The organism is Corynebacterium argentoratense (genome assembly GCF_021491455.1).
Taxonomy (GTDB): domain Bacteria; phylum Actinomycetota; class Actinomycetes; order Mycobacteriales; family Mycobacteriaceae; genus Corynebacterium; species Corynebacterium argentoratense_A.
Genome location: NZ_JAKETN010000003.1, coordinates 13594 through 32437 on the forward strand (window position 1 = coordinate 13594; position 18844 = coordinate 32437).

18 protein-coding genes are annotated in these 18844 nt (G+C 60.0%); 17 read left to right on the forward strand and 1 reads right to left on the reverse strand.

All coding sequences use genetic code 11. From position 1 onward, the window contains the following. The first annotated feature begins 61 nt into the window (after positions 1-61). From L1C91_RS04400 to L1C91_RS04435, 8 genes are all read left to right on the forward strand, one after another. The gene (locus L1C91_RS04400; protein ID WP_234858214.1) at positions 62-1000 is read left to right on the forward strand and encodes an alpha/beta fold hydrolase; all 939 of its coding nucleotides are present in this window, start codon (positions 62-64) and stop codon (positions 998-1000) included. A 118-nt stretch (positions 1001-1118) separates the two neighbouring features. Next, positions 1119-2186: a hypothetical protein gene (locus tag L1C91_RS04405; protein WP_234858215.1), complete on the forward strand. Its 1068-nt coding sequence runs from the start codon at positions 1119-1121 to the stop codon at positions 2184-2186. After that, positions 2183-3373 (forward strand): TadA family conjugal transfer-associated ATPase, encoded by a 1191-nt coding sequence (locus L1C91_RS04410; protein WP_234858216.1) that lies wholly within the window; start codon positions 2183-2185, stop codon positions 3371-3373. Before L1C91_RS04405 ends, L1C91_RS04410 begins: the two co-directional genes overlap by 4 nt. Further along, the gene (locus L1C91_RS04415; protein ID WP_234858217.1) at positions 3366-4142 is read left to right on the forward strand and encodes a type II secretion system F family protein; all 777 of its coding nucleotides are present in this window, start codon (positions 3366-3368) and stop codon (positions 4140-4142) included. The genes L1C91_RS04410 and L1C91_RS04415 overlap by 8 nt, the downstream gene beginning before the upstream one ends. Next, positions 4142-4699, forward strand: coding sequence for a type II secretion system F family protein (locus tag L1C91_RS04420; protein ID WP_234858218.1), 558 nt, complete (start codon positions 4142-4144; stop codon positions 4697-4699). The genes L1C91_RS04415 and L1C91_RS04420 overlap by 1 nt, the downstream gene beginning before the upstream one ends. A 222-nt stretch (positions 4700-4921) precedes the next feature. After that, entirely contained in the window at positions 4922-5059 is a 138-nt protein-coding gene (locus tag L1C91_RS04425) for a DUF4244 domain-containing protein (protein WP_234858429.1), read from the forward strand. Between the two features lie 9 nt (positions 5060-5068). Next, positions 5069-5332, forward strand: a complete 264-nt coding sequence (locus L1C91_RS04430; RefSeq protein WP_234858219.1) for a hypothetical protein — start codon at positions 5069-5071, stop codon at positions 5330-5332. Between the two features lie 5 nt (positions 5333-5337). Beyond that, positions 5338-5700, forward strand: a complete 363-nt coding sequence (locus L1C91_RS04435; protein ID WP_234858220.1) for an Rv3654c family TadE-like protein — start codon at positions 5338-5340, stop codon at positions 5698-5700. Here L1C91_RS04435 and L1C91_RS04440 read toward each other — a convergent pair. After that, on the reverse strand, positions 5642-7948 hold the full coding sequence (locus L1C91_RS04440) for a DEAD/DEAH box helicase (RefSeq protein WP_234858221.1): 2307 nt from the start codon (positions 7946-7948) through the stop codon (positions 5642-5644). The two genes, L1C91_RS04435 and L1C91_RS04440, sit on opposite strands and share 59 nt — an antisense overlap. A 204-nt stretch (positions 7949-8152) precedes the next feature. Here L1C91_RS04440 and L1C91_RS04445 point away from each other — a divergent pair, with 204 nt between their 5' ends. From L1C91_RS04445 to L1C91_RS04485, 9 genes are all read left to right on the forward strand, one after another. Then, entirely contained in the window at positions 8153-8356 is a 204-nt protein-coding gene (locus L1C91_RS04445; protein ID WP_020975459.1) for a cold-shock protein, read from the forward strand. 117 nt (positions 8357-8473) lie between these two features. Further along, on the forward strand, positions 8474-11359 hold the full coding sequence (topA, locus tag L1C91_RS04450; RefSeq protein ID WP_234858222.1) for a type I DNA topoisomerase: 2886 nt from the start codon (positions 8474-8476) through the stop codon (positions 11357-11359). Between the two features lie 212 nt (positions 11360-11571). Further along, the gene (locus L1C91_RS04455) at positions 11572-11886 is read left to right on the forward strand and encodes a CD225/dispanin family protein (RefSeq protein ID WP_234858223.1); all 315 of its coding nucleotides are present in this window, start codon (positions 11572-11574) and stop codon (positions 11884-11886) included. 122 nt (positions 11887-12008) lie between these two features. Beyond that, complete coding sequence (locus L1C91_RS04460) at positions 12009-12341, forward strand: DUF2752 domain-containing protein (RefSeq protein ID WP_268836490.1); 333 nt, start codon at positions 12009-12011, stop codon at positions 12339-12341. A 372-nt stretch (positions 12342-12713) separates the two neighbouring features. Beyond that, positions 12714-13760, forward strand: a complete 1047-nt coding sequence (locus tag L1C91_RS04465; RefSeq protein WP_234858225.1) for an alpha/beta hydrolase — start codon at positions 12714-12716, stop codon at positions 13758-13760. Between the two features lie 91 nt (positions 13761-13851). Then, positions 13852-15207, forward strand: a complete 1356-nt coding sequence (locus L1C91_RS04470) for a M1 family metallopeptidase (RefSeq protein ID WP_234858226.1) — start codon at positions 13852-13854, stop codon at positions 15205-15207. Next, positions 15204-16412, forward strand: a complete 1209-nt coding sequence (locus L1C91_RS04475; RefSeq protein ID WP_234858227.1) for a hypothetical protein — start codon at positions 15204-15206, stop codon at positions 16410-16412. Before L1C91_RS04470 ends, L1C91_RS04475 begins: the two co-directional genes overlap by 4 nt. A gap of 37 nt (positions 16413-16449) precedes the next feature. Continuing rightward, positions 16450-17475 (forward strand): dTDP-glucose 4,6-dehydratase, encoded by a 1026-nt coding sequence (rfbB, locus tag L1C91_RS04480; RefSeq protein WP_234858228.1) that lies wholly within the window; start codon positions 16450-16452, stop codon positions 17473-17475. A gap of 25 nt (positions 17476-17500) precedes the next feature. After that, a complete protein-coding gene (locus tag L1C91_RS04485; protein WP_234858229.1) occupies positions 17501-18841 on the forward strand; it encodes a sugar nucleotide-binding protein in 1341 nt (446 codons plus the stop codon). Positions 18842-18844: the final 3 nt, after the last annotated feature.

Sequence of the window (18844 nt, forward strand, 5' to 3'; positions counted from 1 at the left end):
TTCTTTCAATTGGTGCCGCGCGGCGTTGTGTTCGCGCGGCCTTGGTGTTTGTGGAGGTAGCGTGGTGGTTTCTAGTGCACTGTCTCCCCAGGTGTTGTCCTTGCAGGGGCCGTTTGAGCATGTGTTTGTGCATACCCGTGGTGTGCGGATTCATTGTGTCAGCGCTGGCCAGCAGTCTGATCCCTGTGTGTTGTTGATTCATGACGGCGGGGGCTGTTGGGCTGATTTTCGTCGGGTGCTGCAGCCTTTGGCTCGGGCTGGTTTTCATGCTGTGGCCGTTGATGTTCGGGGGGCTGGCATGTCGGATAAGCCCCCGTCGGAATATGGTTTGCGTTTTTTGGCGGGGGATATGTCGGGTGTGATTCGCCAAATGGGTCATGACGCCGCGATTGTCTGCGGTGCAGGTACGGGTGCTGCGGTCGCATGGGCCCTGGCTGTGGGCTATCCGCAGTGCGTGAAGGCGTTGGTGTCGGTGGCTGGGGGCTATCCGACTGATGTGCGTTCGGCTGCGTTGCGTAGCCCTGTTTTTGCTGTTGCTCCTGCGTTCAGGGCGGCGGCTATTGCTTTTCCTTCTGTGTTGAAGTGGTGGGCTAAGCGTAATCCGGTGGCGTGTTCGCGGTGGTGGTTGCGGGCTGCTACTGGTCCTGATTGTGATGTGTCGGCGTTGGCCTGCGGTGTCAGTGATGCACAGGTGCGGGAATGGGTGTTGCGTATTGACGCCGTGGATAACACGGTGGCTGCGTTGGCTCGCTATTTGCGTGTGTCGTGGGCGCCGGCCCCGTCTAAGTGGGCGAACGTTCGGGTGGGGGTTCCGGTGAGCATGGTGGTGCCGGACGAGCGTAGTGGGTTTTGGAGGCTTCTTGCCAGGAAGGCGACCGCTCGCTGTGCCGGTGGTGTCGGGGTGCGGGTGGTGAGTTTTCCGCAGTGTGGTCGAAGCCCGCACATGGAACAACCCGATAATTTTGTGCAGTTGATCGCCCAGGCGTTATCCACAGATTAAGTGCGAATTATCCGGATCTGACAAACGCCCTGCGATCCGTTCCTGGTGTTTTATGGTTTATCCACAGCGGTGAGGTTGGCGATCGACGGCTTCGTGCACGTGCGCCACAGTGGGGTGCATGAAACAACGTATGCCTTCGAGTACCCGCTCTGTCGGCGCATCGACAGTGGGGGATAACACTGCTCCCATCATCGTGTGGGTTGATGATCAAGCGCTGGCTGCCGAGGCAATGAACGCTGCAGCTGCTACAGGCAGGCAGGCGGTTCGCGTCGATGATCCGGAGCGCGCGAGGGCGCTGTGGCGTAGAGCCCATGCCGTCATTGTTGACGCGACAGCAGGGCACATCGTGCGTGGTCAAGGGTGGGAGCGTCATCCGCGCGTGATTCTGCTTGGTGCGGAGCACGGGGAGCCTGAGTGGAAGCTTGCTGCTTTACTGCACACAGAGGCGGTGTTCCGGGTGCCGGCGGAAACACCTGATCTGCTACGACTGTTGGGGCACAGCTCGGTCGACGTGCTTGGTAATCAGCGCAGCGAAGATACCCGCATCACCGTGGTCACGGGTGCAGGTGGTGGGGTCGGTGCAAGCACATTTGCTTGCGCACTGGGTGTGCGCTGTTCGGGCTTTGTTATCGACGCCGCCTACCCGCCGGGGCGCCTCGACCTCATCTGTGGGCTCGAAGAAGACCTCGGGATGCGGTGGGACGATTTAAGCGGCAACACGCAGGGACTTGATGCTGCAGAGCTTGCTGCCGCGGCTATCACCCACGATGGGTGGTCGCTGTTGACCGGCGAGCATCCTCCTGCGCAGAGGGTGTTTCGCGACGTCATTGATAGCGTTGAACACTACCCGGGGCATTGCATTATCGACATGCCGTGGCACGCGCCATGGCGAGATAATGTTCTGGCAGCTGCGGACGATGTTGTGGTGGTGGCGCCGGCAGAGCTGCGCTCCAGTTTGGTACTAAAACAGCAGGTAGAGGCGCTTAATGCTCTGTCCGTGGAGCATGTGGTGGTCGCGACCCATAGGGGATGGTCGGGGCTGAGCCGGGCGGACATAGAAAAAATTGCCGGAGCTGAGGTGATAGCGGAGTATCCGCATTCGCAGGCGCTGGCCAAACGCATCGAATTGGGTGGGGCACGTTCGTGGCCTCGACCCATGCTCCGAGCAGTGGAGGCAGTGCTATGAGCCCACGCACGCGCACCCCCCGAAGCACGCACCAAGCGGGGTCGCAAGAAGGACACAGGGTCAATGAGGAACTGGTTGACCGCATCGTTAGAAGGATTGCTCACGAGGTAGGTCTGAGTACTACCGGGGAGCTTGCGGCCGCTCGCCGCGCAGAAATCATCCGAGAAGAAGCCGGCGTGATCAGCGACCACGCCGTGTTGGAACTTCTGCGAACGTTGCGTCACGAATCTGAAGGCATTGGTGCACTGGAGCCACTCCTATCGATGCAAGGACTCACAGACATCGTGGTCAATGGGCCCGACGACGTGTGGTTCGACCGAGGCCAAGGCATGGAGAAAAGCCCACTGGTGTTTGAAGACGAAGCCCACGTGCGATCCTTGGCCACCCGCCTAGCCTTGGCATGCGGCAGACGACTAGACGACGCAGCCCCCTACTGCGATGGTCGCATCCTGCGGGATGACGGCAGCGCCATTCGCGTGCATGCTGTGCTGAGCCCACCGGCCGACGGCGGCACCTGCATCAGCCTGCGCGTACTTCGTTCAGCGCGCCTGGGTTTGGGCGACCTTTTGGATAAGGGCATGATGCCCGAGGGCGTTGCCGCACAGCTCGCCGATATTGTGCACAACCGCCAAGCCTTCCTGATCGTTGGTGGAACCGGCAGCGGAAAGACCACGCTGTTGGCAGCCATGCTCACAGCAGTCGCCCCCACCGAGCGCATCATCTGCATCGAAGACACCGCGGAACTCAGCCCCACGCACCCCCACGTTGTCACCATGGTGGCCCGCAACAACAATGCGGAAGGCACAGGGGAAATCACCCTGTCCGATTTGCTCAAACAAGCATTACGCATGAGGCCCGACAGGATTGTGGTGGGGGAAATCCGTGGGGCAGAAGTCGTCGATCTGCTGGCGGCGCTCAACACGGGGCACGAAGGGGGAGCCGGAACCCTCCACGCCAACAGCATCCACGAAATGCCCGCACGAATCGAAGCCCTCGCGGCACTAGGTGGGCTCGACCGCGAAGCCGCCCACGCTCAGCTAAGCGCAGCAGTCGACGTTGTTATCTCGGTGGCCCGCACCCGCGAGGGCCGCATTATCGAAGAAATCGGACGGATCGAGGGCCCCCCTTTGCGCATCCGCAGCATATGGAAAGCAGGTGAGACAGAGTATGAACACCGCCTTGGGTAGCACTCAATCGACATTGTTGCCGGCACTCGCCTGTGCTGCGGCGCTGCTGATTGTTCACGGTGCGCCGGCAGGACGAATACAAAGCCAGCAGCGCGCACTCGATCAAAGACTCATCGTCATCCCCATGGTGGCCCTAGGGGTGGCGAGCCCGTTGCCTATCAGCGTGGTTGCCGCTTTGTGCATAACGGGCCTGAGTATTCATGCCAGTGCCACCGCATTGTGGGCTGCCCAGCGGCGAGCCACCCAAGCCCGTGAAGCATCAACCATATTGGGACTTCTGCGTGCTGATGTCGATGCCGGCGCTACCTTTGGTGAAGCACTCAAGGTAGCTGCGGAACAAACCGGCAACGCCGCATGCGCCACAGCAGCAGCGCACGCACACCACCCAGCCAAGGCCGCCGCGGCACTAGCCGCAAGCGAACAACCCGATATCGCACGGCTCGGCAGAGTGTGGAGCAGCACCCACTCCCACGGAGTGAGCCTGCACGCCGTGCTGACCCAACAACAACATCAAGTCGATGCCTGGCTGAATAGGAGAAGCAGTACCCAAGCCGGTGCCCAGGGAGCACTAGCGACCGCACTGACACTCAGCGTGCTCCCCGTAGCCGGTATTGCACTCGGCCACGCGCTCGGAGCCGACCCCATCGGCTTTCTCAGTGGAGGGGGAGTGGGGGCACTGGTTCTCCTACTCGGAGTGACCTGCGATGCACTCGGCATCTACTGGTCCACCCGGATCATTCTCAAAGCGACAACAAAGAAAGGACACTGATGACCCTGACCTTCACTTTCCTGTGTACTGCCGCAGGACTCGCGATCTTCCCACACGCACACTCCGCCCAACGCATGGACAACCGTGCGCGTGACGGGCCAACGCCCCCACCGCTGGATGAAGCCGCAGACATCGAACTATTCGCCGCATGCTTGGACAGCGGACTCGCCATAGCCACCGCTGCCGCCATCGTAGCCACAACCACTACCCCTTCAGGTAGTGCGCCGGAAGTGACGAATCGATGGCACACCCTGGCACGACTGCTCAGCCTCGGCGTGCCCGCTGACAAAGCATGGGCCTCGTTCGAAGGGCCTGGGGCTCACGAATTGGTGCAACTCGCGCGGATGCACGAACGCAGAGGAGTACGGATCGCTGAAGGGTGCCGTCGAATCTCAGCCCGACTGAGGCAGGACGACAACGATGCAGCCGTCGCCACTGCGGAACGCGCCGGGGTCCTCATCGCAGCACCACTAGCACTGTGCTTCCTGCCAGCATTCATGCTGCTGGGGCTCGTGCCCGTGGTGGTAGGGCTCGGGCGCACCATGTTCGGCCTATAGCCGCCCGGTTTGGTAGCTCAAGGACCGGACAACTCACAACGACAACCCAACGACACTACAAGGAGAAACACAATGAACATCAATGAACACACGAGCACGACCGGCTTTCCGAACAACGATCCGATCGCGCCGGGCGCAACAGACAGCACACCGCGGACCGCCGGCGGTGCGATAGGGCAACGCGGAGGCGTGTGGAGGTGCTGGCACGAAGAAGATGACGGCATGACCACCATCGAATACGCAATGGGCTCGCTTGCAGCAGCGGCACTAGCAGCCACACTGTACGCGGTGGTCAGCGGTGGGAAAATATCCAAAGCCCTCACCGATATCGTCATGCAAGCCCTGAACTCCGTGAGCTAAAGGCTGCAGATGGTCACGCTTGAAGCCGCACTGTCGCTCAGCGGACTCGTGGCTGTTTTTGTGCTCATGATTGGTGGAATCGCCACGGGCGCGTCCTACATAGCCGCCATTGATGCAGCCGGGATTGCCGCCCGCGCACACGCAATAGGCGAACCCTTACCCGCCAGCTTGGGGGATAAAGACATCCGCATCAACGACGACGGTGCGTGGATACACGCCACGGCAACCATAGGGCGCATGCACTACACCGCCCACTACCCGAAGGAGGATTAAGCCAGGTGGAACGCTCCGACGACACTGCCCACACGCCGCCACCAGAGGCTGGGGATTCTGGCTACGCTAGCGTGACCACGGCCGGTCTCCTAGCAGCACTCGTCGCAGTGATGCTGACTATTGCTGCTGCCATAGGGCACGTTGCGGAGCGCCACATCCACCAAGTAGCAGCAGACTTGGCAGCAGTAGCAGCTGCACAGGCGCTGTGGTCACCTACCCAACGCGACCCCTGCACTAGCGCACATCAGGTGGCGGACGCCCACGGCATCAGCATCGACACCTGCACCATAGCCGGACTCGACGTCATCGTTAGGACTTCGCGGGCACAGTCGCGGGCAGGCCCAATAGAAGACGCAACACAAAAATAGCCCCAGCCTTGTGCAGCGGCTGATTGCCGTTACCGCACTTGGGGGATTGGATACAGGAAGGGCAGCCGGCTGAGCAATCACAGTGCTCCACCCGTTCCAACGTGGCGGAAATCCACTCACGAAAACGCTCGTGACCGGCATCGGAAAAACCAGCTCCTCCGGCATGCCCGTCATAGACAAACACCGTGGGCATACCTGTGTCTGCATGGACAGCCGTCGAGACACCGCCGATGTCCCAACGATCGCATGTTGCAATCAACGGCAACAAGCCAATGGCTGCATGCTCCGCAGCATGCAGCGCGCCGGGGATATCGGGAAGCTCCGCGAGCAAACCCGGGTCGATCGTGTACACAACCGCCCTAGTAGACACCGTGCTGGGAGGCATGTCCAGGGCGATCATTTGCGAACCATTGGGGGCGGGAATCACCCCGCTGCCGTCACGAAGCTTCCGGACATAACCGACCACGCGATCGGTGACTTCCACGTTGACGCACGCCAATTCCACTCCCGGTGCGGGCGTAGACACCGAGATCTGTTCAGGGGGATCAATGATGCGAATATCAGTCGTTGAACGGGCAAAAGTCGTCCACTCCGGGCACTGCGAGTGAACCATCGCCAAGCCTTCGTCGAGATCCAAAGAGTCAACAACAAAGGTCTCACCCCTGTGCACATACACAGCCCCCGGATGCACTTGCGCTGGTGCACGCCCGCTGTCCACGGTGCCCAACACCCTTCCGGTGTCCTCAACGATCAACACCTGGGAGGACTGGCCGCGCATCTGAACATGCCCATGCGCACCCGGTTCCCGAGCAAAGACCCCGCGTGACCGCCGAACAAGCAGCCCCTCGGCAGCCAACTCGTCGATGACATCTGGAAACTCGGCTGCCTCCTCGAGTGACAACGGAACCTCGGATGCAGCACACCACAAATGCCCCTTGAGGATGAAAGGGTTGAGGGGATTAAAAACGCTGCGCTCAACCGGTGTTCCCAGCAATCTATCCGGGTGGTGAACCATGAACATGTCCATCGGGTCATCGCGAGCAACCAACACCACCAAAGAACCCTGGCCGCGACGGCCAGCGCGACCAGCCTGTTGCCAAAAACTCGCGACCGTACCCGGGTAGCCAGCGCACACGACAACATCCAGCCCCCCGACGTCAATACCTAACTCCAATGCGTTGGTTGCCGCCACGCCCATCAGCTGACCCTCGTCCAATGCGCGTTCGAGGGCACGGCGCTCCTCTGGAAGATAGCCAGCCCTATAGCTCGCCACCGGGGCGTCCGTTAACTCCTGGACATGCAACGCCACCTGCTCTGCCTGACGCCGCGAACGGGTGAAGCAGAGCGTGCGCGCGCCCTCGTCCACAGCGGTAGCCATGAGCCGCGCGGCGTCAGCGGAAGCGGAAATGCGCTGCGACACCAGCTCGCCGACCCCTGGCGTTCCGGTCTGATCATCCTTCAATCCGGGCTCCCACAGCATGATCGTGCGGGGACCTTGGGGCGAGTGGTCCTCCTCGATAGCCAATACGTCCCGCCCGCCCAGACGCTCGGCATGCTCTGCGGGGTCGTTGATGGTTGCCGACGCGAACAGCAGCACAGGCGAGGAGCCATACCGCCTGCACACACGCAGTAAACGTCGGATGAGCCACGAGACGTTTGCGCCAAAAAGTCCGCGGTAGACGTGCGCTTCATCGATGATGACGAAGCGCAGATTGCGCAGCAGGCGCGCCCACTTTTCATGATTGCCCAGGATCATGTGCAGCATGTCGGGATTGCTCAGAACAAAACGGGCCTCGTTGCGGATAGTCGAGCGGGTGTGCGCGGGGGTATCGCCATCATAGGGGGCCACCACCACCCCCGGTGCGTTGATCCTGTTGAGTTTGCGCAGCTGGTCGGCGCCGAGAGATTTTGTTGGGCTGAGGTAGATCGCGCAAGCGTGCTTGTCGGCGTTGAGGGTGCACAGCACGGGCAGCAGGTAGGCCAAGGACTTACCGGAGGACGTGCCCGTAGAAATAATGACGTCGCGTCCGGCAAAGGCGGCTTCAGCGAACTGCGCTTGATGGGTGTACAGCTGGTTGCCATCGACGATGTCTTTGAGCCAGGGGGCATCAGTGGCCCATTCCGGCCAGGGTGCGTAGGAGGCCGACCGAGGCGGGATGGTGTGCATGTGTGTCACGCGCGAGTCCGGAAGACTATTGGCGAGTATTTTTCCGATCTCTTCACCAAAAAAGGGGTTTTTGTCGGCCACCTGTCAAACTTTCTTTTATGCCCTGAGCAGCTGCTTAGTAATTATTTTCATTATTGGGGTGTTTTTTGTTCGCTTGTTATGACACACTAGATCCAGGCTAGTAATTTTTGTTATCACGAATCATCGGGGTAGACGGAATCGCTGTGCCTAGCGCCACCTGAAGTATGGGCGGTGCTGTACAACGAAGATTAAGAAGGTATTGCAATGGCACAGGGAACTGTGAAATGGTTCAACGCGGAGAAGGGCTACGGCTTCATCGCTCCCGCTGACGGTTCTGCGGACGTTTTCGTCCACTACTCCGAGATTCAGGGCAACGGTTTCCGTAGCCTGGAAGAGAACCAGCTCGTCGAATTTGAGGTCGGCGAAGGTGCCAAGGGCCCCCAGGCTCAGAACGTTACCGCTGTCTAAAAACGGCTGACGTGAGCTTGTCAAAGCTGCGTGGTGAGAAATCACCGCGCAGCTTTTTTATTATTACTGTGTAGTCTGTGTAGGACACTTCACTAAAAAGACGTTAGGCAACAACTCGTGGCACAGCAGCAAGCAGGAACTAAACGCCTGGTCATTGTCGAGTCGGCGACAAAAGCGAAAAAGATCGCCCCTTATCTGGGCAGCGACTACATCGTGGAAGCCTCGGTGGGACACATTCGTGACCTTCCCCGTGGCGCTGCCGACGTGCCCGCCAAGTATAAAAAAGAAAAGTGGGCCCGCCTGGGTGTCGACGTCGAACACGACTTTGCACCCCTGTATGTGGTGAGCCCCGACAAGAAGAAAAAGGTTGCCGACCTCAAGGCGAAGCTCAAGCAGGTCGATGAGCTCTACCTTGCGACAGACCCCGACCGTGAGGGCGAAGCAATCGCCTGGCACCTTCTCGAGGTGCTCAAGCCCAAGGTTCCAGTGCGCCGAATGGTGTTCAACGAGATCACCAAGCCGGCTATCCTCGCGGCGGCGGAAAACACTCGCGAGCTCGACGACAACCTGGTTGATGCGCAGGAAACCCGCCGCATCCTCGACCGTCTCTACGGCTACGAAGTGTCCCCGGTGCTGTGGAAGAAGGTCATGCCTCGTCTGTCCGCCGGCCGCGTGCAGTCCGTCGCTACCCGCGTGATTGTTGAGCGCGAGCGTGAACGCATGAACTTCACCTCCGCCGAATATTGGGACATTGTTGCCACATTCGATGCCGGGGGAGTATCCACCGCCACCAACCCCTCGCAGTTTGATGCGCGTCTGACCGCCGTAGAAGGCTCACGCGTCGCTGCCGGCCGTGATTTCGGCGACGACGGTAAGCTCACCGCGGCCGCAACCAAAGCCGGCGTCATTATTGTCGATAAGCAGCGCGCCGAATCCCTGGCGAACTCTCTCGAGGGGGCGTCCGCTACCGTCGACTCGGTTGAGGAAAAGCCCTACACTCGCCGCCCCTACCCGCCGTTTATGACCTCAACGCTGCAGCAAGAGGCCGGGCGAAAACTCCACTACACCTCCGAGCGCACCATGCGGATCGCGCAGCGGCTGTACGAAAACGGGCACATTACCTATATGCGTACCGACTCCACATCGCTGAGTCAGTCAGGTATTGACGCCGCGCGCGCTCAGGCCCGCGAACTCTACGGGCCCGAATACGTCTCGCCCCAGCCGCGCCAGTACACCCGCAAGGTCAAAAACTCGCAGGAAGCCCACGAGGCTATCCGCCCCGCCGGCGAGCGCTTCAGCACCCCCGAACAGCTGCGAGGCGTACTGGACGCGGAAGAATACAAACTCTACGAACTGATTTGGCAGCGCACCGTCGCCTGTCAGATGGCTGACGCCAAAGGCATGTCGGTCAAGGTCTCTATCAGCGCCAATGAGTGCGAGTTCAGCGCAACCGGCCGCACCATCGTCTTCCCCGGTTTCCTGCGTGCCTACGTCGAAACCAGCCGCACCGCTGATGGACGCGATGTCGCCGATAATGCTGAAAAACGCCTGCCTCTGCTGGACGAAGGCCAAAAACTTGATGTGCTGAACCTTCTGGCGGATGAGCACTCCACCAACCCCCCTGCGCGCTACACCGAAGCCTCCTTGGTGAAAAAGATGGAGGACCTAGGTATCGGCCGCCCGTCGACCTACGCATCCATCATCAAAACTATTCAAGACCGCGGCTACGTCTACTCCCGCGGCAATGCGCTCGTGCCCAGCTGGGTGGCGTTCGCCGTGGTCGGACTGATGGAATCCTCCTTCAGCTCCCTGGTGGACTACGACTTCACCTCCTCAATGGAAGACGAGCTCGATGAGATCGCCGCCGGGCAGGAAAACCGCACGGAGTGGCTCAACGGCTTCTACTTCGGTAATGACAAAGCCAGTGACAACATGGCTGATTCTATCGCCCGCCTGGGCGGGTTGAAGCACCTGGTCGGCGACAACCTCGAGCACATCGACGCCCGGGAAGTGAACTCCCTGCGCCTGTTTGATGACTCCGAAGGGCGCCCGATCATCGTGCGCGTCGGCAAGTTCGGCCCCTACCTCGAGCGGGTCGTCGGCACCGATTCGGAGGGCAACCCCGAGCATCAGCGCGCAAACCTGCCCGACGCAATGACCCCGGATGAGCTCGATCTCGAGACCGCTGAAAAACTTTTCGCCACCCCGCAGTCGGGTCGCGAATTGGGCCGCAACCCCGCCAACGGTCGCATGATCGTCGCAAAGGAAGGCCGCTTTGGTGCCTACGTCACCGAATTGGTTACCGATGAGGAAAAGGCCGGCGCCCTCAAGGTTGCCGAAAAGGTCGTCGCAGACGAACGCGCAGCCGAAGATGCGCAGCGCGCAGCAGAAGGTAAGAAGCCTAAGAACTGGGAAACCAAAACCGCTGCTGCAGCTAAAGAAAAGCGCATCAACCAGGTCATCGAGGAAACCCTCAAGCCTGCGACAGCATCACTGTTTAGCAGCATGGAAACCGCCACGGTCACCCTGGATGAGGCACTACAACTGCTGAGCCTTCCTCGTGAGGTCGGCATGGACGGTGAAGAAATGATCACCGCCCAAAACGGTCGCTACGGCCCCTACTTGAAGAAGGGTAGTGATTCCCGCAGCCTCAGCAGCGAGGACCAAATCTTCAGCATCACCCTCGACGAAGCCAAGAAGATCTACGCCGAGCCCAAGCGACGCGGGCGTGGCGCGACGTCAGCAAGCGCACTGCGCACCCTCGGGCTCAACGACGTGTCCGGCAAGCCGATGGTCATCAAGGATGGGCGCTTCGGCCCCTACGTCACAGACGGCACGACCAATGCCTCCCTGCGTAAGGGCGACACCCCCGAAACCATGACTGATGCCCGAGCATGCGAGTTGCTGAGCGAACGCCGCGCAAAGGCTCCCGCAAAGAAAACCACCAAGCGGACGGTCAAAAAGGGTCGTAAAACCACCAAAAAGGCTGCGAAAAAGGCCTAGTGGGTGATTATAGAGGCGGGCCAGCCGATCAATGAGACAGAAGGGCGCGGCCCAGCCCTAGCTGCCTGATGGATTGATCCCACTTAGGGGTAATTGGGGTGTTGGAGGTCACTGTGTGCTAGCCTCAGTGCCAAGTGATCTGCAACCAGGTCACACCCAGATCGAGTGCAGTTGCCACTACTGCACCCAAGTTTTTAGGAGTGAAGCCTTTTATGACTTACCCCAGCGCACCACAGCCCCAGCAGCCCCCGCAGCCGGGCAATGGCATGATGAAGCCCAACAACTTCCTCATCCCCAACATCCTGGCCACAATCTTCTGCTGCTTGCCTGCAGGTATCGTTGGCATCATCATGTCCCTTAAGGTCGACAAGCTCTACAACGCCGGCGACATTGCTGGTGCACAGCAGGCCTCCAAGACCGCGAAGCTCTGGATGATTGCCAGTATCGTCCTCGGCATTGTCGGTGGCATTATCTACGGCGTCGTCCTGGCACTGAGCGGCGGCGATACCACAGCTGTCGGCTACTAAACATTGCCAACGGCTCTGCCGTGCAGCACTTAGATCTATACTGATTTGCCGTGAACATCAGACTTCGGCTTAGCCACTTAGCTCCCATAGCGATCGGCGCTGTGGGAGCTGTGTGCGTTCATATGGCCAACCCCACCGTGCCGGGTGGTGCCATCCCCACATGCCCATCCAAGGCACTATTCGGGGTGTGCTGCCCCGGGTGCGGCACATCGAGGATGATCTATTCACTGACCAGCGGCGATATCGCTGCGGCGATCCATTACAACGCCGTGGCGTTGGCATTCCTTATTGTTCTGGCGTGGACCTGGGTTGCATGGGTCGCGCGCGACAACGGCAAGCAATGGACTGGAATAGGGCAGTGGAAACACGCAGCCAGTGTCACGCTCGCGATAGTCGTGGTGTGGGGGGTTATAAGAAACCTCCCCTTCGAACCCTTCGCCAGCTTGTGGGTCTAAATAAGGGCGAAGAAAAAGCTGGGTGCTACCAATATCGGTAGCACCCAGCTTTTTGGGGATGATCAGTTTTTTAGATGGAGCCCAATGCGTTGGCCACGAAGCTGGTTGCGGAAGAACCTGCGTGGAGGATCTGGCCGAGGAAAGAGTTGATGGCGATGATGATGTTGTCGAAGATCTGTGCGGGATTCATGATGCTCCTTGAGGGAAGGTAAAAAGTACAATTACTGCCCACACTATCGGCAGCAACCAGCAAAACGTAACATTTCAGCCACATTTCATATAAACAAGCTAGTAAAAAGCCTGCGTGTTCTGATAGCTTGGAACACGAGCTTGTAACATTTTTAACTCTGTTCACATCTGGTAGGGACTTTCATGAAAAAAATCGCGGTCACCGCGCTTCTGACTGCCGCACTCGTTGCCGCAGCTCCCAGCGCACATGCAATGCCGGCAGCCGAGCTAGCGGGCGACACCCCACGGGCAACCGTCACCATCGGCGAAAAAGCTCTTGACAAAGACCCCATCTGGCGTGAGACAGTCAAGAACTACCCCGGCCGAGTCAAGGAAGTATGGGCGCACTCGCCTTCCATGAACCGTGACATTCCCTTGTTGGTCATCACACCGGCGGACAACTCCGTTCCCCGCCCCATCCTGTACATGCTCAACGGTGGCGACGGTGGCGAAGGCCGCGCAAACTGGGTGGCTCAGACCGACATCATCAACTTCTACCTGGACAAGAACGTCAACGTCGTCATCCCGATGTCTGGCAAGTTCTCTTACTACACCGACTGGGTAGGCGAGAACGCCACCCTCGGCGGCAAGCAGATGTGGGAAACCTTCATGACTAAGGAACTCCCCGAGCCCCTCGAAAAGGCACTGGGCGCTAATGAGAAGCGCGCTATCGCAGGTATGTCGATGTCCGCAACCACCACCCTGCTCTACGCAGAGCACCACCCCGGTTTCTACGACGCAATCGGTTCTTACTCCGGTTGTGCACAGACCAACGATGGCCTCGGTGAATTCGGCGCGATGCTGACCCTCAACCGCGGCGACGCCACCCTGGAGCAGATGTGGGGCCCCAAGGGTTCCCCCAACCGCATCTACAACGATGCCCTGATCAACGCCAACAAGCTCAGCGGCCCGATGTACATCTCCAACAGCTCTGGTCTGGCTGGTCACTGGGATCTCTACGCCAGCCCCCGCACCGGTGGTGACTCCTCCAACGTTGCCACCCAGGTGATCAACGGCGGCGTTATCGAAGGCGTGACCAACGTCTGCACCCACGACCTCAAGGCAAAGCTTGACGCTGCGGGTATCCCTGCCACCTGGAACTTCCGTCCCATGGGCACACACTCCTGGGGCTACTGGGAAGACGACCTGCGTGACTCCTGGGCAGTGTTCGCACCCGCACTGGGCGTATAAGTAACAGCCGCACCAGTCGCATAAACACCCCGCAGCGTTGCACACGCTGCGGGGTGTTTCGCTATAAAAAATCGCACTGCGTATTCCCCCTATGCATCTGCTGCTAGTACAGTCTTCAAAGGTGAGCCGCAAAACCCCCATCCCCGGGACCACGGACCGATACACCGGGATCGACTTCAACCTCGGATTCCACGTCCGCCACTACGACCTCGAGCTTGACTATCGAGTAGTGAACAACCGACTAGCCGGCACCGCCATACTCACCGTCGACAACTACCGCCCGATAAAGACCCTCACCCTCGACTTAAGCAACAACCTCAAAGTCGCAAAAGTACGTGCCCAGGGCCGGGGATTATCCGTGGCGCGCACCCGCCACCACTCCGACAAACTGCACATCACCTTCGCAACCGAGCTGCCAGCCGACCAGGAATTCACCCTGGCAATCACATATTCCGGAACGCCACGGCCTGTCGCCAGCCCTTGGGGAGACATCGGCTGGGAGGAACTACGCAATGGAAGCCTGGTTGCCAGCCAGCCCTGCGGCGCACGCAGTTTCTACCCCTGCGACGACACCCCCGACGAAAAAGCCACCTATGACTTTCACGTCACCGCCTGCAACCCGTTCACGGTGATCTGCAACGGCAATCTTGAATCAACCACCCGCAAAAGCAGCCGCACCACCTGGCACTACCGTATGCCACAACCCATGGCCTCCTACCTTGCGACCGTGCAGGTAGGTGAATACATCAAGGTAGACGCGGCGTCATCACCCGTGCCGATCGAGATCTACATTCCCCGCGACCATGCCTTAAGAAAACGCATTGAGGCAGACTTCGCCAACCAACAGGCCATGCTTGAGGCCTACACCCAGCTGTTTGGCCCCTACCCCTTTAGCCGCTACGCATGCGTCGTGACCGAAGACGACCTGGAAATCCCCCTCGAAGCACAAGGCCTGTCGATATTCGGCGCCAACCATGCCACAGGACACGGCACGTGGGAGCGGCTTATCGCTCACGAACTGTCCCATCAATGGTTCGGCAACAGCCTTGGCCTGGCGCAATGGGACGATATTTGGCTCAATGAGGGGCTGGCCTGCTACAGCGAATGGCTGTGGTTCGAAAGCCGCGGCTACGACATCGACGCGATTGTGCGGGAACATTACGACGGCCTCGCCGCCAAACCGCAGGACATCCTGGTTGGGGACCCGGGCACCCGCGACATGTTCGACGACCGCGTCTACAAACGCGGAGCCATCGCCATTCACGTCCTGCGCCGCCACATGGGTGACGAGGCCTTTTTTGCTGCGCTGCGCGCCTATGTCGCCGATGGCCGTCATGGAGTCGTCGAACCCATCGACCTTCGCAACCACCTGTCGGCCCAGTCCGACGCACCCATCGACGAACTGCTCAAGCAGTGGATCTACAGCCGGGAGCTGCCGCAACTATGAGGTACCTGACCATCGCCACCGCCTTGGCGGGAATTTCCGGTTTTGTTGTCGTGATCGTCGCCGCATGGGCATTGGGTGCGGATGCGGAACTCACCGCAGACTTCAGCGCCTACTGGGGCCTGTTTTTCACGGGCACCGGTGTGCTCACGGGTTTCATGCAGGAAACAACGCGTTCTGTATCGGCCGCGAGGATTTCTCAAGTGATGACGTCGCGGGACACCGCGCACCCTGTGCGTTTGGCGTGGATCGTGGGGGCGGTGCTTGCCGCCGGTATCGCACTATCGTCGCCGCTATGGATGGGGCAGATCGTGTCTCACTCTGTTGGGCTCGGCGCAGGACTATTAGCCGTGGGATTGGGCAGCTATGCGGTACAGGCAGCTGTCGCTGGTGTTTTGTCCGCTCACCAATTGTGGCCCCAGTATGCGTTGCTTATTGGGTCGGATTCTGCAGTGCGCATGGTCGCTGCGGTGGGGGCGTGGTTGGCAGGCTACGAACTTGTGGCGTTCATGATCATCACCGTCATGGGGGCAGCGTCTTGGATGTTCCTCGCTTTGTTGTCCGCGCCGGTGCGTGAAGCGATGAAGAGCACTGCGGACTGTGCGACGGGGGTGTTCATGCGACGCAGCCTGACTGCGATGGCCGCGGCAGGCGCAACGGCCGTGCTGATCGTTGGTTTCCCCACCCTGGTGAAATTCACCAACCCCGACACCACCGGGCAGGCCATCACTGCCGCCGGTGTTATCTATGCCGTGATGCTCACCCGCGCCCCGCTGCTTGTACCACTGCAGCAATTCCAATCGGCACTCATCGTGCGCTTCGTCGACAACCGGCACCGCCTAGCCCAAGCACTCAAAGGGCCCCTGGTGATCGTGTGGGCAGTCGGCAGCGTGGGAGCACTCGCCGCATGGCTGCTGGGGCCCTGGCTCATCATGGTGGTCCTACGCCGAGACACCTTCGCCGTACCCGGATGGGCACTAGCCGCTTACACCATTGGTGCCGCATGCACCGCCACCATGATGGTGGTGGGTACCGCCTGCATAGCAGCCGAAAAACACGGCCTGTACCTACTGGGTTGGGTTATCGCCACGCTTATCGCCATAGGGGCTCTGCTGCTGCCCTATAGCCTTGCCGTCAACGCGATACTCGCGCTGACCATGGGGCCCCTGGTCGGCACCATCGTCCAGAGCATCGGGCTGCGCCGCTAGACCACCCACTCAACCAAAGGCGCTAGAATCAGCCACCATGAAGACTTTGCTGGTCACCGGTGGCGCCGGATTTATTGGAGCCAATTTCGTTCGACTCACACTCGACAAATACCCCCAGTACAAGGTGATTGTCGTCGACAAACTCACCTATGCAGGCAACCGCGCCAACCTCCCACTCGACGGTGACCACGGCGCAGGCGACTACGCCGACCGACTCGAATTTGTTCACGGTGACATTTGCGACGCCGCACTCATCGACGCCCTCGTTCAGCGATGCGACGTCATCGTCCATTTCGCTGCGGAAAGCCACAACGATAACTCCCTGGCCAACCCCCGGCCATTCGTCGACACCAACATCATCGGCACTTTTACTTTGCTCGAAGCCGCACGCAAGCACGATAAACGCTTCCACCACATCTCTACCGATGAGGTCTTCGGAGACCTCGAACTCGACGACCCCAACCGCTTCACCGAAAGCACCCCCTACAATCCCTCCAGCCCGTACTCCTCAACAAAGGCAGGCAGCGACCACCTGGTGCGCGCATGGATCCGCAGCTTCGGGCTCCAAGCAACCATCTCCAACTGCTCCAACAACTACGGGCCCTACCAGCACATCGAAAAATTCATCCCCCGACAAATCACCAACATCCTCTCCCGCCGCACCCCTAAGCTCTACGGCACCGGGGAGCAAGTCCGCGACTGGATCCATGTTGACGACCACAACACCGCCGTCCACCTCATCCTCGAACGCGGAACAATCGGCGAAACCTACATCATCGGCGCAGACAATGACCATGTGAACAACAAACAAGTCATCGAAATAATCTGCGAACTCATGGACGCACCCGGCTACGAACACGTCGCCGACCGCCCCGGCCACGACATGCGCTACGCCATGGACTCCACCAAACTCCGCCGCGAACTCGGCTGGCAACCCCAGTACACCGACAAAGACCTACGCGACGGACTCACCCACACCATCCAGTGGTATCGGGACAACACCGACTGGTGGCAAGGCGAAAAAGAGCAGGTCGAAAACACCTACGCCGCCCGCGGCCAATAAGCCCCATAACACCAAGGAAACACACATGTTCGGCAAAGAGCTCACGCGCACCCACACCCCCATTGAAGGCCTCGATGTTTTCACACTGCCCGTCCACGGCGACAACCGCGGCTGGTTCAAAGAAAACTGGCAACGGGAAAAAATGCTCGACTTTGGGCCCGTGCAAAACAACATGTCCTTCAACGCTAAAGCCGGGGTCACCCGCGGGCTTCACGCCGAACCATGGGACAAGCTTGTATCCGTCGCCACCGGAGAAGTCTTCGGGGCGTGGTGCGACCTACGCGAAGGAAGCCCCACCTACGGGCAGACCTACACGCACACCATTGACCCCAGCGTGGCGGTGTTTGTGCCCCGCGGCGTCGCCAATGGATTCCAAGCGCAGGTCGACGGCACCGTCTATTCCTACTTAGTCAACGACCACTGGTACCCGGACGCGAAATACTACTTCGTCAACCTCGACATGATCGACTGGCCCATCAGCCTTGACCAGGCCGAAATTTCCGACAAAGACCGCAACCACCCCCAGCTGGCCGACGCAACCCCTGTGCCGCCCACCACTACCCTCGTCGTCGGCGCAGGCGGACAACTTGGCCACGCATTGCGCGATGTGCTCGGAGACACTGCCGAATACTGGGACCGCTCCACCCTCGACATCGGGGCAATCGACTACGACACCCTGAAAGGCATGCGTGACTGGCGCCAAGTCGGCACCATCATCAACGCAGCCGCCTACACAAAGGTTGACGCCGCGGAAGACGAAGGCCGCGCGGACGCCTGGGCCACCAACGCTCGCGGCGTCGCCACCCTCGCACGCCTAGCAACGGAACATCGCATCCGACTCGTGCACGTCTCCAGCGACTATGTCTTCGACGGCACCCAAGAAATCCACGACGAAGAGGAAGCATTCACTCCGCTCGGTGTCTACGGTCAGACTAAAGCCGCCGGTGACATCGCCGCAGCGACCTGCCCCGACCACCTCATCATCCGCACAAGCTGGGTTATCGGCCACGGACGCAACTTCGTCGGCATCATGCGCGACCTGGCCGCACGCGGCGTCAACCCCCGAGTTGTCGACGATCAGATCGGCCGCTTGACCACAGCCGAAGAAATCGCCCGCGCCATTGACCACCTCAATGCACTCGGCGCAACAGGAACCTTCAACGTCAGCTGCGCCGGCGAACCCGCCAGCTGGGCAGACATCGCCGCTGAAATCTTCAAAAAGGAAGGGCGAGACCCCGCAGACATCACCCGCGTCAGCACCGAGGAATACGGCGCGGCCGCACCCCGACCCCGGCACAGCACACTCAACCTGGCGAAACTCCAAGCCACTGGCTACGAGCCCAGCGACTGGCGAGTGGTAATTTAAGCC